This is a genomic window from Nonomuraea sp. LP-02, assembly GCF_036289125.1.
GTDB classification, from domain to species: domain Bacteria; phylum Actinomycetota; class Actinomycetes; order Streptosporangiales; family Streptosporangiaceae; genus Nonomuraea; species Nonomuraea bangladeshensis.
The window spans coordinates 3,988,877-4,003,539 of sequence record NZ_JAXCLK010000001.1 but is presented as its reverse complement, the minus strand read 5'-3'; the positions used below and the strand labels follow the sequence as shown (position 1 = coordinate 4,003,539).

Sequence of the window (14,663 nt, the reverse complement as noted above, 5' to 3'; positions counted from 1 at the left end):
GCCCGACCCTAGGCAAGCGCCGCCCGCCGGTCATCCGGAAATCTACGTATCGCCGCACCCGCCCTGCCCCATAGGGTCGTGAGCCATGCGGAAGTACGTGATCATGGGCGTGCAGGGCAGCGGCAAAGGCACCCAGAGCGCGTTGCTGGCGGGCGACCTCGACCTGACGCACATCAGCGTCGGCGACATCTTCCGCTGGCACGTCAAGAACCACACCAAGCTCGGCGCCCAGGTCCGCCGCCTGGTCGCGGCCGGCGAGCTGGTGGGGGACGACCTGGTGGAGTCCGTCGTACGCGACCGGCTCCAGCTCCACGACTGGAACTTCGGCTTCGTCATCGACGGCTTCCCGCGCAACCGCCGGCAGGCGGAGTTCTTCCTGGAGAGCTACGACATCGACGGCGTCATCCACCTCGACCTGCCCGACGACGAGGTCCGCCGCCGCGTCCTCGCCCGCCGCCTCTGCTCCCGCTGCGGCATGGACTACAACCTCATCGCCCACCGGCCCGAGGTCGAGGGCCGCTGCGACGTGTGCGGCGGCGAACTGGTCACCCGGGCGGACGACACCCCGGACGCGCTGGCGCGCCGGCTGCACGACTACCACGACAAGACCGATCCGGTGCTGGAGCTGTTCCGGCGCAAGGAGTACGTCATGACGGTGGACGCCCGCGCCGACAAGACCACCGTCCAGCAGGCCATCCGCACCCGCTTCAACCTCCCCCCGTACGAGCCGCCCCCTGCCACTGGTTGACGATCACCTGCCGTGCGGAAGCTCGAAGTCGACGAGATACTCCGCACTGACCGCCCGCAGCCCGCTCGCGACCACAAGGGCCTCATCAGCTCCGAGCACCGTCGAATCGACCTCGACCAGCCGCTCGTCCACCCGGGCGAACAGCACCTGCCTGCCGTTCACCCCCTTCTCCGTCAGCCACCGATCCGCCGCCACCCGCTCGCGGACCCGGAGTCCCGCTCCCACGCCGCGCACGCCTTCCGCGGATCCCCGCCGGCGCTGACCCGCACGAACACGTCGGGCTCGCTCCGCCCGTCCCTGGCGTAGTCGAGCGCCAGGACGTCCTCGGCGATGGTCCACACCTGGACCAGCACCCGCCCCGGCACCACCTCGGGCACCGCCAGCGGCAGGGACTTCTCGTAGGAGGCGACGGTGTCCGTACGCAGCCGCCGCTCCCACGCCTCCGTACGCCGGTGCTCGACCGTCGCCGTCGTGATCACGCACCCGCACACGGCCACGGCCGCGACGACCCGCGGCAAGAGCGCCTCCGTACCGGCCAGCGCGGCAGCACCCGCACAACTCACGACCGCCAGCCCGACGAACCCGGCGAACGCCAACCGAGGACCCGGACCCGGCACGACCAGATCCACCGCGTTCTTCGCCACCACCAGCAACACGACCGCGAGCAGCCCGCTGCGGACCGGCCGGGTGATCCTCACCCACACGGCCAGCAACACCCCGCCGGGCACGGCCACCGCGACGGCCACGACCAACAGGGGCAGGACGGTATACGCATCGACGCCCTCGACGTACAGCCGCGACACCGGATACCCGACCACGCCCCCAACCACCAGCCCGACCCCACCACCCCGGACAAGATCCCTTTCCATACGCCCACGATGACACCAGCCGGCACACAGAACGACCGAACCGCCCGAACTGCCTCTCGCCGGGGCACCTCGCGTCCGACGTCGCCAAGCTGGGGTTACTACTTTCCGTGACCGATTCTGATCAATCCGCTCCTGGCGGGTGCGCGTTTATAAGACGATCGGCTGAAGCACTGTCTCCCTCCCCCCGTGCACGGAGTTCGCATGCCGGTCGAGAAAGCCGAGAAGGACGTACAGACCCTGGTGAGCCAGATTTCCAGCAAGGAGATCCTCCTGCCGGAGATCCAGCGCGGCTATGTCTGGAAACCGACTCAGGTCGCCAAACTGATCGAGTCGCTCTACCGTGGCTACCCCACCGGCTCGCTGCTGTTCTGGAAGACGAACGAGACGCCCGCCACCCGACGCCTCGCGGTCAATGAGATGCAGGGCATGCCGGCCATGCCGCCGCTCTACCTGCTTGACGGCCAGCAGCGGCTCACCTCGCTGCATCGGGTGTTGAACGACTATGAGGACGCGCAGATCGTCTTCAACATCGAGACGGAGGCGTTCCAGAACCAGAGTGCGGCCACGGCCAAGGACCCCCGCTGGATCAAGGTGTACGAGGTCGCCCGGCCGGGCGCGAAGCAGTACCCGATCATCAGCCGTCTGCATACGCATGTCCCTGGCATCGATCCGGACGTCATCGGCGAGCGGGTGGGCAGGCTGGCCGCCATCCGGAGCCGCGCCTTCTACATGGAAGTTCTCACCGGATTTCCGTACGACGAGATCGCGCAGATCTTCGTCCGGGTCAACAGCGGAAGACCGCTCAAGACCAGCGATCTCGCACTGGCCACGCTGTCCGCCCGATGGCCGGGAACGCTGGAGAGACTCGAGGAGGAAGCCGAGTACTGGGCGAAGAAGCACTATCCGGACTTGGACGTCACCTTCCTTACCCGGGCGCTCACCGGCACCGTACTGGGTCGCGGCCTCTCAACCTGGTCGCATGGGCGGCTCATCGCCGCCAGTGACGAGGAATTGGAGAGGGGCTGGGCCACGGTTCAGCGAGGGCTGCGACATGTCGTCCCGATGCTGCAGGAGAACCTGAAGGTCAGCAACAGCAATCTGATTCCGTCCCACGTCGCGCTGCTGCCGCTCATCGTGCTGCTCGGTGAGTGGCCGGATGTCCCCATGGACAAGGACACGGCCGATGGGATCATCTACTGGTTTCTTCTCGCCAGCATCCGCAATCGCTACAGCAGTTCCACCGATACCCGTCTCGGCCAGGACATTCCCGCCGCGCGAGGTCCGGAGCCCGTCAAACAACTGCTCAGTAATCTCGGGGTACGGGGTTCACGTATCGAGGTCACCCCTCAGGATCTGGTCGGCCGCACCATCGGTAGCCCGTACTTCTTCCTCAGCTATCTCGTCGCGAAGCATGCCGGCGCACGGGACTGGTGGCATGGCACGGAAATTTCGGCGATTGCCGAAGCCGGGCAAAAGCTGGAATATCACCACATCCACCCACAGGCCACCCTGAAGGATCACGCCGGCGCGTACAGCAAGACCGAGATCAACGACCTGGCCAACCTGGCATTCATCTCCGGGAAGGCCAATCGCAAGATCAGCAACCGATCGCCGAGCGTCTACTTCGTGGACTCGGAGCTTCCGCCGTTGACAGAAGCCGAGCTGGCCGCGCACTTCGTGCCCTATCAGGAGTCGCTACGTCACGCTGCTGCATACCGGGAGTTTCTGCACGCCCGCCGGGCTCTGCTGTCCGACGCCATGACCATGTTGCTCAGCAAATACCGGCCCACATGGCTCGACGAGGATGTCGAGGCGGCGGACCCTCTCGCCGGCTGCTCTCTGGAGTTCCAGCTCTTCCAAAGCCCTTGGGACTCCGGACGAGTAGTGGCCCGAGCATCTGGGCCGAGCTTCAACTGGACCGGCGCGCTCGGCCTGGCAGACCTCGAGACCGCGATAGCCGCGGCAGATGGAGGACTGGACGGCGACATCGAGATCGCGGGGGAAACGGTGCCGGTCAGAGTCGAGAGCGACACGGTCACCATCCCGGTAGGGCCGTATCTGGTGTCGGGAACCATCGGGACCTGGCGTCAGATGCTCGACAGAGAGAAGACGGACGTGCAGCCGCTGTCCCGGTTCCCCACCGTCGAACCCTGCCCTTGGGAGAGCGAACAGATCGTCTTCCCTGTGGCGAACATCGAGTGACGAGCGAACTGGTAAGAAGGAAGGTACCTGAAGTATGGTCCCTAGTATGGCGACGAAGAAGGTGACGGTGACGATTCCCGAGGAACTCCTTGAGGAGATCCGCACGGAAGCGGCCGAGCGGGGTCTGTCGGCCTACGTCGCCGAGGCGTTGCGCTACAAGCGTGACCGGGATCGGCTGCTGGAGCTGGTGAACTGGCTGGAGGAGGAGTACGGCCCGGTCACCGACGACGAGCGTGCGGCAGCGACCGAGGAGCTGGACGACCTCGATGCCGAGCACGAGCGCCGCCGCTCCCAGGGGCGGCAAGGCCCTGGGGAAGCTGCGTGAGCAAGCGAAGCGGCGGGCACGAGCGGCCGCCGCTGCGGATCTCCGTGCTCGACTCCGAGGCATTGTCGCTGGCCGTGCGGGGCGACCGGCAGATGATCGCCCGGCTCGACCTGGCGGCCCGCGGACACGCAGAGGTCGTGACGTCTCCGATGACGATGGTCGAGGCCTTCGACGGCAGGGTCACCGAGCAACGCTGGGACTGGGTGCTCTCCCGGCTCAACGTCGCCGACATCGGAAGGGACCAGGCCCGCCTGGCCCGCCTGCTCCTGTCCGACGCCAAGTTGCACGGCCACAAGTACGCGATCGACGCCGTGCTCGCCGTCGTCGCACGGCAGCAGAAGGGGCAGGTCACCATCTTCACCTCAGACGTGGACGACCTGGAGAAGCTGGTCCCGAACTCGATCGTCGTCAAGAAGGTATGACCATCTGAGTCTGGCCTCCGATGTAGAGAAGCAGGGGTTCCGCGGGTCCGGGGCTACTTGGCCAAATGGCGGCTGATCACCAGGCGCTGGATCTGGTTGGTGCCCTCGAAGATTTGCATGTTCTCCGACACCCGATCCGGTCACCGGCGAAAACGACTCGATCATGCCAGTGAGCAGCGGTTACGCTTGCGGGCATCTCGCGTCACTTCTCCCTGGTTCCGACGCTCCCACGGAACAGCGACGGAACAAGAACAGAGCTTGGAGGCGGCTGTGGCGATACCGAAGAAGGCCTCACGGCTCATCACCGTCGACGGCACCGTCTTCCGCTGGCGCGTCCGCCACAAGCCGACCTACGACGAGGGCATGGCCTGGTCACCCCTCAGCTTCGCAGTCGAGCGAGCCGAGGAGCCGGGAGCCGTTCTCATGGTGTCACTCCCCTACGCCCGGCCGGACAATTGGCTAGGAGAGCGAGCGATCGCGATCCGTCCTGCTCTCGTCGTCGGATGCATCCGCCGAGCCGTCGAACAAGGATGGAACTCGGGGCAACCAGGCGCGGGATTCGCCCTCACCGTCACGAAGGACGAGCTGGCCGCACTCATGGGCGAACCGCCTCAGCATCTGACCTGAGCTTCCCCTTCCTCTGGGGCATGATCCCGAAAGGTGGCGGCATCGAAGACCTCCCTCGATGCCCTCAGATCTGGAGTCAGTTAAGTCGAGTACTGACCAAGCGCCTTCTGATCCGCAGTCGCCCGACGTCCGCCCACAGATGACTACGGTCGCCCCCGCTTCCTGCTCAGATCGCTCCCACCAGTGATCGTCTTCTCCTGGCGTCCCCCCCACATCCGGGGACGCTGTTAGCGCCTGCGTTAGCAGAGGGGTTGAATGATCCTCTGCGGGCTGGACATGATCATCGGCATAGAAGAGAATCTGCACGAACCGCCCGCGGGTTCAGCACGCTATGCGGTCGAAGCTCACATTGGGCATGCCGCACTGCTGTGCTTGCAGCGGCAAAGCGAAATCGCCGACCGAGATCTGCTGTTTCATCGTCAGGGCGACCAGGGCATGGCGCAGACCTTGAAAGACACCATCCCTTACTTCATCGGTGCGGTACCACGGGACCAAGCTCTCAAGCGAGCTCAACTTGCTGCGGCCCGCCGTGAACTGCGCAGCACCGAGGTTGCCTATCGTCAGACACAGCAAACTAGCCAAGCTGCCGATGCCAGTCTTAGAGCACTTTGGCGAGAGGCGTACACGCTTGGGCTGGTCGATTCCGAGCAACCACCAGACCGGGCCAACATGATTGGCCACCTGTACTCCGCGGTCACGGCTATCTCCGCTCCAGTGACACCCGACCGCGAAACCGCTGACCGTGTCTCGGCGTTGCAGCGCGACCGTGATGATCTGCGCGACCGCCTACGCAGCGTCATGGCTGAACGAGAGGTCCTGCTGCAACAGAACGACACGGAAACTGGTTTTACTGGCGCTGTCCAGATCCAGACCGCCCGACTGACTAGCTTGAACCTTCTTGCACTTCCTGCGGACGACAACGGGGATACGGCGACGAACCCCCGCATGGAACCATCTGTGTGTCCACTGTGTGCCTCGATACTCAGCGAGCCAGACCCAAAGCCGAGGGAGCTCCGCCAGAGTTTGAAGCGCCTTAGCGAACAGCTAAGCGCTGTGAATGCAGCACGACCCGCCCGGCGTGCAGCCTTGGGAGCGCTTGACGAGCAGGCTGCATTGCTGCGTGAGCAGCTTAAGGCGGCGGAGTCCGCCATCCGATCCCTCACCGCCAGTCAATCAGCTGCCGACCAGCTTCCTGATTCTGCGCGACTAGACTTCACGCGAGGCCGTATTCACGCAACGCTGACGGCATTGCCTGGCAATTCCGGAACAGAACTGGCGAGGCTGCGCCAACGCTACGAGTCCGCTTTGATGCGGGTTCAGACGTTGGAGGCCGAACTCGACCCCGCGGAAGAACGCGAGCAGCTAACCTCACGCCTAGTTGCAATCAGTCAGGACATGACGACCTGGGCAGATCGGTTGGAGTTGGAGCATCGTAGCGGGAGCGTTCGTCTCGATCTCAACCGCTTAACCGTTGTTACCGATACGGAGCAAGGCCCCGCGCCCTTGTTCCGTATCGGTAGTGGTGAAAACTGGATTGGCTATCACCTGGTTGCGCACCTCGCGCTACATCGTTACTTCGTCCGGCAGAACCGCCCCGTCCCACGACTTCTGATGCTCGATCAACCGACTCAGGTCTGGTATCGCTCGGAAGTCGACCAGAATACGGGAACGCCGGGCCGAGACAGTGACCGTGAGGCCGTCACTCGGCTATTCCGCCTCATCTATGAGGTGGTCGCCGAACTTGCTCCCCACATGCAAATGATCGTTTGTGATCACGCTAACCTTCCCGAGGACTGGTTTCAAGAATCAGTCCAGCACAACTGGCGTGGTGGCGAGAAGCTAATTCCCCAGGAATGGATTGACCGGCCAGCCGCTACTCAGAACTGAAGTGACGGCCTGCCAGCTGACCAGGATGAGCCTGAGTGCCGGCTTACCAACGGGAGCCAGTAACACCGTCGAGCGGTCTTCACCCTGGTCAAGCTGCAGAAGGTGACTGATGGCGTGTGCTCGTGTGCATCGGCGTCGCTGTACTCGGCTGCTGTACAGCATCCGCGTGCGACCACGGCTGTTGAGCCTAGGCATGGTCCCAGGCTGTGGCGAAGAGCTGGACGGCGTAGTCGTACATCAGGCCGGGGCGAGGTGCCGCGATGCAGGGAGAGTCGCGGCCGTGGGTTCCCCGACGGTAGAGAGTGAGGAAGGCGACGCGGTCGGTGATCACTATTCGGTGGAGGTTGGGGAGGTTGTAGCGGCGCAACTCGATGTTGTCCCTGCCAGCGGCGACCTCCCTGATGTATTGGGCGTTGATGTCGACCTGCTCGGCCAGCATTCCGCGGGAGAAGCCTGGGTCGATGCGCCGGATCTCGTCCTCTCGCCACTCCAGCCATGATGCGGAGGGAGGGTTGGTATCGGGAAGCAGTACGTGAACGAACTCCAGGCGACGTCCTTCGTCCTCCCACAGGGCTACGAACCCGTCGCGGGTGAGTTCATTCCCTCGGCCTGCAAGTACCCGTACCCAGCGGGCTTTGCCGAGTTCCGCTATGAGATCTTCGGCTGCGACGCGCTGTCGCGGATGCACCCGGGAGACTCCCAAGCCGGTGAATCTGGACAGAAGCAGGGTCGGCCAGGAGCGCACCCGCGGCGACAACGCCATACCGCCCACAACGGCGAGTGCGGTGGCGACGAGCGAACTCACCACCCCGATTACGAACTCTCCCATTGAGACTTCCCGTCAGGTGTGAGATGGAAGGTAGGGGATTAGAGCTCGCAGTACCTCTGCAGCGTTCCGGGCGGCAGTTTTCTGTAGGACGTCATTCTTCTCTTTGTTCGAGTAGTCGGAGATCCCGCGGATCACTACCCATCCCAGCATCTGAGCCAGATTGCCGCGCTCGTGGAATGCCTGAGCCAGACCGCCGGCCTCCATATCAACCACGGAGATCTTGTCGTTATAGTGTTTGAGATATTTCCTGATTTCAGACTCCGCGTCCGCGATAACGGCGTCACCGGTTCCGATGATGCAGGAGATGACGTGAAATTCGTCCTCTCCTCGTATGAGTTGTGCCGGTTCGCCGTAGTCGACGAAGAAGCTGTTCACGGCGTTTCCAACTATGGCGGATGTCTCACGGTCCTCGCCTCTGCGCTGGGTGCCGTCGGCTGTTTCCTTTCGGAGGTCGTAGTAGACGGCTCGCGTTGCTATGGCGACGTCGCCTGTGGAGATGTCTGGTTGGAATCCGCCGCCGATGCCGACAAGTGCGATGACCGCCGGTCGGAACGTCCCTCTGAGATTCTCGAACGCGGCCATTGTCGATCGCTGGCCTTGACCCAGCGAGCGGATCATTGCCACCCTGGTGGCTACGCCTCGGAGGTTGATGGCGCCGTGCCAGAAGGGAATCCCCTTCACGGGTGCACGTTCGAGTTTGAGGATGTCTATGACTGCCCTTGCCTCCGAATCTTTGATTGTTATCACGCCAACGTCTGCGCGCCTCCTGGGCTCAGCTTCGGCCAGGTGGTGGTGGACGACCGTGGCGCCGTCGCCGATCGCGGTGTCGCTGATGGTCATAGGGCCGCCCTGATTGATTATTCCGCTGTTCTTGAACTGGCCGGTCATACGTGGTTCCCTCCTGATGCGCTGCCGAAGTTCTCAGGTAGATCGAGCCTCATTGCGTTGGTGCCGACTGCGGAGTTGTTTACATTCATTGACTCGCCGAAGTTCATGATTCCGGTGTTGATGATGTTGGTGGCGCGTTCCTCGAACTCCGAGATGTCGACCTTTTTTTCGCGCAGGAACTCGGTCGCTGCCTTCAGCAGACGGTCTTCTATGAGCTTCACGTGGTCGGAGATGAGCGTTCGGTCGAGTTGGGCCGTCTCCCACGGCATGCGCTTTTCTTCGCGCACACTCAGCTTTGCTCCGATCTTCATGCCGCGTTTGGGATAGAGAACGTGGGTTCGTCGTGCTCGAAGGGCCCCGAGCAGGATAGTCGGGACGTGGATGAGACGCCATGACTGCATGATGTCGGTCGGAAGTTCGGTAAGAGCTCGGACCGCTGCCCGGAGTATGGCAGTAACTCCGGCCTCGCCGTACTCGTCGAGGACGTGATACTCGTCCGGCGTCCGCGTCAGCGCACAGGCAGCGAAGTCGAGGCTGAGTGCGCGCCCTTTGACAGTGGTGCGAAGGAATACGGTTGTGACCAGCTCGCCGGATACCGATGTACGGATCTCGAGGAAGTGATGGAACTGGTCGAACGGCCGGTCAATGATCTCGTTGATTCTGTGCGTAGCAGTCTCGCCTTGCAGCCAGCCGCGCTCGGGGTCGACATCAGCCTCCGCTATATAGATCCGGTCTGCTTTTCCGAAGTCCGGAAGGCTGGTGGCGTCACCCTGCCCGTCGAGTCGTTGCATCTCGTCCTTCAAATAAGCGACCAGCTCATGCGCCTTGAACGGGAGAGGGTCAAATTCCCGATCGGCCATGCTGCCTTCGCCTATCTGCAACAAGTGGATGTTGAGTGGCGGGTTCCAGCGATGCGTCAGTCGTCCGGCTCCGACGAATGGCTTATGTGTGTCGTCGAGCGCCAGGACGTCGCGGAAGTTCTCCGGCTCTGGCTCCTCTTCCGGGGCCCTGCGATAGATGACGAACGTGTGGTGCTGCTGTTCGTCGATCGCCCGATACCGGTGGCTGTCCGGCGAGGGCAACTGGCCCTTGGCCGTTCGGTGCAACGCGCCGCGTTGGGCGGCACCACAGCCGCACGCGACGAGAATCGTCAATGCCCCTATGACCGCTGTTTGCTGCAGCAACCGGGAGAGCGGAATGCCCGCCACGCCTGAGATCATGGGGACGGCGACAATCAGAGCACCGCTGCCGATAGAGGCAAGCTTCAGGGAGCGGAGGTGCTCGGCGAGGTCGTTCGACTCGCTGTTCCAGCGGACGCGCCGTAAGAACCGGTCCGCGCGCTCTTTTGCCTTCAGAGGCAAAGCAACCTGTGCGCTTCTGAAGGCGACGGCGGCAGACCAGCACAAGCCGAACAACGCCGTCGCGGTGGCCGTCGCGGCGGGCGCCCATGTGATGCCGGCCAGGAGGACCGCGAGGACCAGCACCCACTTCACGGTCTCCAAGCGCCACGCCCGCCAGGCGTGTGCGACAACTGGCACCAGATCGAAGCCGTAGGAGGGCGCCACCATGTGCTTGGAGTCGTTGTAGACCCGGCGGATGACCATCTCGCGAAAGCCGCGATCGAGGTAGACGCCGGCACAGAGGTACCGTGTCGCCTTCGAGTCGGCTGCCCTCGTGTCGTGCTCGAGACGTACCGTGCGGGATTGGGCCATGAGCCCCTCCGGTAGCCGTTTAGGTAACCCTGACCATAAGTGCGTCTCGACTTAGAGTCAACTAGACCTTTAATAGGGGTATGGCAATGAGCAAGACAATCCACCAACGCCGCCCGCCCGCCTCTCTGACCGCAGCCGTGGACCTGGTGATCTTCACCGTGCGCGATGGCCAACTCCACGTTCTGCTGATCGAGCGCGGCAATATGCCCTACCGCGGCGAAGCGGCGCTGCCGGGAGGGTTCGTCCGCGATGGTGAGGCGCTGGACGCTGCAGCGAGACGAGAACTACGAGAAGAAACCGGAGTTGCCGGCGACAGCCTGCACCTGGAGCAACTGCACGCTTACGGCGACCCCGGCCGCGACCCGCGTGGACGGATCATCTCCATCGCTTACCTCGCACTCGGTCCCGATCTACCCATGCCCCGGGCGGGAACCGACGCGTCGGCCGCCCACTGGATCCCGGTCTCCTCCATCCTCGAGGGCCAGCTCACACTAGCTTTCGACCACGAGAAGATTCTCCGTGACGGATTGGAGCGGGCCAGATCCCAGCTTGAGCACACCACGATCGCCGCAGCCTTCTGCAAGGAGCCCTTCACCATCGCCGATCTGCGCCAGATCTACGAGGCGGTATGGGGCCTCCCCCTCGACCCCAGCAACTTCCGCCGCAAGGTCATGAAGACGGAAGGCTTCGTCATGCCGATAGGGGAACGGCGGCTCCCCGACGTAGGCCGCCCAGCCGCCCTGTTCCGTCGAGGACTTGCTGAGACACTCACTCCACCGTTGACGAGATCGGGCAGCGTCGACCTTCAGGGAGGAACGTGAGCTCAAGGGGCTTCGTATCCGTCCACGGCGGACGCTTCGCCTGATACAACGCCTGCTACAACAGACTGTCCCGAGATCGTTGTTGACACCGCGCTAGCGAGATCATCTACGCCTCGGGTGCATAGTTCACCCCTATCCCTTTCGGCCTCGGAACCACCGAGGCCATTTCAGCTCGCGATGCTCCCCACACCGCGTCGTTCCCCCCAAAGGGCGCCACGCTGCGTCACTCTGGCAGCGACGCGCTGAAGCTGCCAGCCGATCGTCATCAGCTACGCCCTCGAACGGCAACATGCACTCGTGCCCTAGCGGCTTGCTCTCTCTGGGCGAGGAACGTCGATGTCGTCGGGCACATCTGCCGGAGTTGCACTTCAGGCTGCGTTCATGGATCAAGCCTTCTCAGGAAGCTCCGCGCCATTGGGCGGGATCCCAATCACTACTTGGCACCGTTCCTCTTTACGGGCGCGACTGGCGTCTTTGGCATGTTGGCTCTGCTGCCTTTGGCGACCATGTACTTTGCAGCTGTACAAGATCGAAAAGGCCACTTCCCGATCACGGGATGTGGCCTTCGACGTGCGGTGGAGCCTAGGAGATTCGAACTCCTGACTTCCTGCTTGCAAACGGGAGCCGGTCACCTCGTTGAGGGCTGGCGAGCCTGGTCAAGCGGTAGATGCGGGTTGACGACATGTGATCGTGCAAGGAGGCGTTGCTGTATTCCACTGCTGTACACAGCGCCCTGCTTCGGCGATCTGCCTGCGATGGTCCAACGTTCGCCGTCTCCTGCGAGTGCTCGGTCCCCCCGCCGCGAAGCATCAGACGGTCGGCGCTGCCAGGCTAAGTAACCCTGCTGGTATGAATCTTGTGCAGCGTGCCGTTGGCGCGGTCGTCGGCTCGGCTGTGGGCGATGCGCTGGGTGCTCCTTTCGAGTTCGGCCCGGCGGGCGCGTTCTCCTCCCGCTTTCCGATACCGGGTGCCGGCGGCGAGATGAGTGGAGGCGGCGGCTGGGACGCCGGCGAGGCCACCGACGATACGCAGATGGCCGTTCATGTAGCCGAGTCGTTGCTGGAACGTGGCGGTTTGGACCTGCCGGATATCTTCGCCCGCTTCCAGCGATGGGCGGCCGATCAGCCGAAAGACATCGGACTGCAGACCGAAGACGTACTGACCCGCGGCCTGCCCTGGGATCAGGCCGCCGCCGCCCACTACCGGAGCAGCCATCGAGCTGCGGGTAACGGCGCGCTGATGCGCGCCACCCCGTCAGCGGTGTACTTCGCCCGTGACGGACGGCAGGCCACCATGGACGCCGCTCGGCAGATCGCCGCCCTCACTCACGGCGACCCGGCGGCATGGGAAGGCACCGCGATCTTTCACGACCTGATACGTGTCGCCCTGGACGGCGCGGACCCCTTGGACCAGCTCTCCCACACCCTCACCGCTGTCCACCCCGGCCATCGTCAACGCTACGCCGCCATCCTCGCCCCCAGCTGGCATCCCGATCAGGCCACCGAATTCAACGGTGCCGTCTGGCCCTGTCTCGGCTCGGCCGTATGGGCACTGCGCACCACCCGCAGCTATGAGGACGCCATCCGCGCCGCGATCGACCTGGGCGGCGACACCGATACCGTCGCCGCGGTCACCGGCGGACTGGCCGGGGCCGTGTACGGACCGGCAGCGATTCCAACCAAGTGGACCGACCCCTTACACGTTCCGCTACCCGGAAGCGGCGGCCGAACCCTGCATCTGACCCACCTGACCGACCTCGCTCGTGACCTCGTAGAGCGTCCGAATTCAGACTGACAACCGAGCCCTGACTGCCAGAGCGCAACGACCTTCCGCTCCTCAGGCGGACCAATCACCCTGCTCAGATAGCGGAGATCCTGATCAGAAGGTGGTGGACGGTAGCCGAAGTGAGCCCGTGTGCGGGGACGTTGCTGTCAGCGCGGCTGTCATCACCCTTGCGGGATCACGACCTTCGTCCGCTACTGTCGCCCGAGTCGATCTACCAGCAAGCGGGGGAACGGAGAGGCCGTCGTGACGCAGGCACCTCATGCGGAGACGCGCCTCCCTGCAAAGGCACTCCGCATCGGGGCGGTCCTGGCCGCCTCTGGGCCGGTCATCCTGAAGACCTCCAGGGTCAGCGCGGCAGAGCTGAACATCGGGATCTGCTGGGGAGCTGACCCCGTCGTACCCGTCCTCATGACGACGAGCCCGTGGTGGCAGCTGCTGTCGTGGGGCGAACTCCTGCTGCCGGTGCTCCTGGCCGGTCTCCTGCTGTGCGCCCCGCGCCGGACCACGCTCCTCGGAAGCGCGGCGGTCTGCGCCGTCCTCGCGTTCAAACTGTCCGTGATCTCCCTCCCGTCCGATACCCGCCCCCTCACCGACCGGCCCCTTCCCGTCGATGAGTCCTGGCTGTCGATCGTCTGCTACACCGTGGCCATCGTCACGCTGCTTGTGGCCGCACGTTCGCCCCTGCCTCCGGCGCGGAAGGGCATCGTGCTCTGGGCGGCGGCCATCGTGGCGGCTGCGTGGACGGCCGGCCGGCTCTTTCTGCCGATCGGTGAGTCCACCTCCTTCGGCTGGTTCGCCTCCACACCGCCGACGGAACTGCTGTGGAAGCGTCCCGGGGCGTGGGCCTGCAAGGCCGACGTGGACGGTGTGCTGATCGTGCTCATCGCCTTGGCCGCGGCGGCCGGCGGTGTCATGGCGGGCCGGACGCGGCACCGGGTCGCATGGGGGATCGGTGCGCTCCTCATCCTCGCTGCCGTCGAGGGGTTCGTGACGGTTCTCGTCGTCGGGGGCGGCGAATACCTCGCGTACGCGACCAAGATGATCCGATGGCACCTCCTGGCCGCAGCAGCGCTCGTCATCGCGACCACTTTCCGGGATCGACCCCCAGCGACCGAGCCCGAAGAGCCTCACCCGCTGTAGAGGTAGACCGGGGAACGGTGGAGACCCCTTCATTACGAGTGAAGCGGAGGGCCGTGGTCGAGAGCCGGCGCTGCTGCTCAACCGTGTGACGCCGTACGGGACGAGCAGGCTGCGTGAGGCGGCGTTGCTGTACTTCCCTGCTGTACAGCAGCCCACAGCAACCCGCGTATCCGGTGGCAAGCCGACCCGGAGCGCAGGGCCGCCAGGCCCGAGCACCGGAAGCGGCGCGGCAGCCCCTTCTACGCGACATGGGGCACCGAAGCAGTCGACACGTGCACAACCGAGATCCTCAAGCTGGGCACATGCCTCCTTTCCTCCGGTTATACACGTATGCGTTGTTTAGCACGAAGTATCCAAAATCATCGTGTGGCGACCAAGCCTGCGAGGCTCTATGTTGTTCGTAACACT

The 14,663-nt window shown here is 64.1% G+C and carries 14 protein-coding genes; 9 read left to right on the top strand and 5 right to left on the bottom strand.

Features of this window, described 5'->3' with window-relative positions; translation table 11 throughout:
• Positions 1 to 85 precede the first annotated feature (85 nt).
• On the top strand, positions 86 to 748 hold the full coding sequence (locus SMD20_RS18580) for an adenylate kinase family protein (protein ID WP_329582576.1): 663 nt from the start codon (positions 86 to 88) through the stop codon (positions 746 to 748).
• Between the two features lie 3 nt (positions 749 to 751).
• On the opposite strand, the gene SMD20_RS18575 is transcribed toward SMD20_RS18580, so the two are convergent.
• Complete coding sequence (locus tag SMD20_RS18575; RefSeq protein WP_329582573.1) at positions 752 to 910, bottom strand: hypothetical protein; 159 nt, start codon at positions 908 to 910, stop codon at positions 752 to 754.
• 11 nt (positions 911 to 921) lie between these two features.
• Entirely contained in the window at positions 922 to 1,617 is a 696-nt protein-coding gene (locus tag SMD20_RS18570; protein ID WP_329582570.1) for a hypothetical protein, read from the bottom strand.
• 201 nt (positions 1,618 to 1,818) lie between these two features.
• Here SMD20_RS18570 and SMD20_RS18565 point away from each other — a divergent pair, with 201 nt between their 5' ends.
• The 5 genes from SMD20_RS18565 to SMD20_RS18545 all read left to right on the top strand — a co-directional run bounded on the left by SMD20_RS18565 (position 1,819) and on the right by SMD20_RS18545 (position 7,080).
• Positions 1,819 to 3,819, top strand: a complete 2,001-nt coding sequence (locus SMD20_RS18565; RefSeq protein ID WP_329582567.1) for a GmrSD restriction endonuclease domain-containing protein — start codon at positions 1,819 to 1,821, stop codon at positions 3,817 to 3,819.
• 46 nt (positions 3,820 to 3,865) lie between these two features.
• A complete protein-coding gene (locus tag SMD20_RS18560) occupies positions 3,866 to 4,144 on the top strand; it encodes a CopG family transcriptional regulator (RefSeq protein ID WP_329582565.1) in 279 nt (92 codons plus the stop codon).
• Entirely contained in the window at positions 4,141 to 4,566 is a 426-nt protein-coding gene (locus SMD20_RS18555; RefSeq protein ID WP_329582562.1) for a hypothetical protein, read from the top strand. The genes SMD20_RS18560 and SMD20_RS18555 overlap by 4 nt, the downstream gene beginning before the upstream one ends.
• A 270-nt stretch (positions 4,567 to 4,836) precedes the next feature.
• Positions 4,837 to 5,193 (top strand): hypothetical protein, encoded by a 357-nt coding sequence (locus SMD20_RS18550; protein WP_329582560.1) that lies wholly within the window; start codon positions 4,837 to 4,839, stop codon positions 5,191 to 5,193.
• 276 nt (positions 5,194 to 5,469) lie between these two features.
• Positions 5,470 to 7,080 (top strand): DUF3732 domain-containing protein, encoded by a 1,611-nt coding sequence (locus SMD20_RS18545; protein ID WP_329582557.1) that lies wholly within the window; start codon positions 5,470 to 5,472, stop codon positions 7,078 to 7,080.
• 187 nt (positions 7,081 to 7,267) lie between these two features.
• Here the strand turns inward: SMD20_RS18545 and SMD20_RS18540 are convergent, their stop codons facing one another.
• The 3 genes from SMD20_RS18540 to SMD20_RS18530 are packed head-to-tail and all read right to left on the bottom strand — an operon-like array spanning position 7,268 to position 10,509.
• Entirely contained in the window at positions 7,268 to 7,909 is a 642-nt protein-coding gene (locus SMD20_RS18540) for a hypothetical protein (RefSeq protein ID WP_329582554.1), read from the bottom strand.
• A 12-nt stretch (positions 7,910 to 7,921) separates the two neighbouring features.
• Positions 7,922 to 8,797: a 5'-methylthioadenosine/S-adenosylhomocysteine nucleosidase family protein gene (locus SMD20_RS18535; RefSeq protein WP_329582551.1), complete on the bottom strand. Its 876-nt coding sequence runs from the start codon at positions 8,795 to 8,797 to the stop codon at positions 7,922 to 7,924.
• Positions 8,794 to 10,509 carry a hypothetical protein gene (locus SMD20_RS18530; RefSeq protein ID WP_329582548.1) on the bottom strand — a complete coding sequence of 572 codons (1,716 nt, stop codon included), beginning with the start codon at positions 10,507 to 10,509 and terminating at the stop codon, positions 8,794 to 8,796. The genes SMD20_RS18535 and SMD20_RS18530 overlap by 4 nt, the downstream gene beginning before the upstream one ends.
• An 86-nt stretch (positions 10,510 to 10,595) precedes the next feature.
• On the opposite strand from SMD20_RS18530, the gene SMD20_RS18525 reads away from it, so the two are divergent.
• The 3 genes from SMD20_RS18525 (at position 10,596) to SMD20_RS18515 (ending at position 14,255) form a co-directional block, all read left to right on the top strand.
• Positions 10,596 to 11,330: an NUDIX hydrolase gene (locus SMD20_RS18525; protein WP_329582546.1), complete on the top strand. Its 735-nt coding sequence runs from the start codon at positions 10,596 to 10,598 to the stop codon at positions 11,328 to 11,330.
• Positions 11,331 to 12,179: 849 nt separating this feature from the next.
• On the top strand, positions 12,180 to 13,124 hold the full coding sequence (locus SMD20_RS18520; RefSeq protein WP_329582543.1) for an ADP-ribosylglycohydrolase family protein: 945 nt from the start codon (positions 12,180 to 12,182) through the stop codon (positions 13,122 to 13,124).
• A 234-nt stretch (positions 13,125 to 13,358) separates the two neighbouring features.
• Entirely contained in the window at positions 13,359 to 14,255 is an 897-nt protein-coding gene (locus SMD20_RS18515) for a hypothetical protein (RefSeq protein ID WP_329582540.1), read from the top strand.
• Positions 14,256 to 14,663: the final 408 nt, after the last annotated feature.

What these genes read in the sequence shown, in the direction of transcription:
- SMD20_RS18525 (WP_329582546.1), top strand. Translation starts at nt 10,596, where the DNA reads ATGAGCAAGACAATCCACCAACGCCGCCCGCCCGCCTCTCTGACCGCA.
- SMD20_RS18535 (WP_329582551.1), bottom strand. Translation starts at nt 8,797, where the DNA reads ATGACCGGCCAGTTCAAGAACAGCGGAATAATCAATCAGGGCGGCCCT.
- SMD20_RS18570 (WP_329582570.1), bottom strand. Translation starts at nt 1,617, where the DNA reads ATGGAAAGGGATCTTGTCCGGGGTGGTGGGGTCGGGCTGGTGGTTGGG.
- SMD20_RS18540 (WP_329582554.1), bottom strand. Translation starts at nt 7,909, where the DNA reads ATGGGAGAGTTCGTAATCGGGGTGGTGAGTTCGCTCGTCGCCACCGCA.
- SMD20_RS18530 (WP_329582548.1), bottom strand. Translation starts at nt 10,509, where the DNA reads ATGGCCCAATCCCGCACGGTACGTCTCGAGCACGACACGAGGGCAGCC.
- SMD20_RS18560 (WP_329582565.1), top strand. Translation starts at nt 3,866, where the DNA reads ATGGCGACGAAGAAGGTGACGGTGACGATTCCCGAGGAACTCCTTGAG.
- SMD20_RS18520 (WP_329582543.1), top strand. Translation starts at nt 12,180, where the DNA reads ATGAATCTTGTGCAGCGTGCCGTTGGCGCGGTCGTCGGCTCGGCTGTG.
- SMD20_RS18545 (WP_329582557.1), top strand. Translation starts at nt 5,470, where the DNA reads ATGATCATCGGCATAGAAGAGAATCTGCACGAACCGCCCGCGGGTTCA.
- SMD20_RS18580 (WP_329582576.1), top strand. Translation starts at nt 86, where the DNA reads ATGCGGAAGTACGTGATCATGGGCGTGCAGGGCAGCGGCAAAGGCACC.
- SMD20_RS18565 (WP_329582567.1), top strand. Translation starts at nt 1,819, where the DNA reads ATGCCGGTCGAGAAAGCCGAGAAGGACGTACAGACCCTGGTGAGCCAG.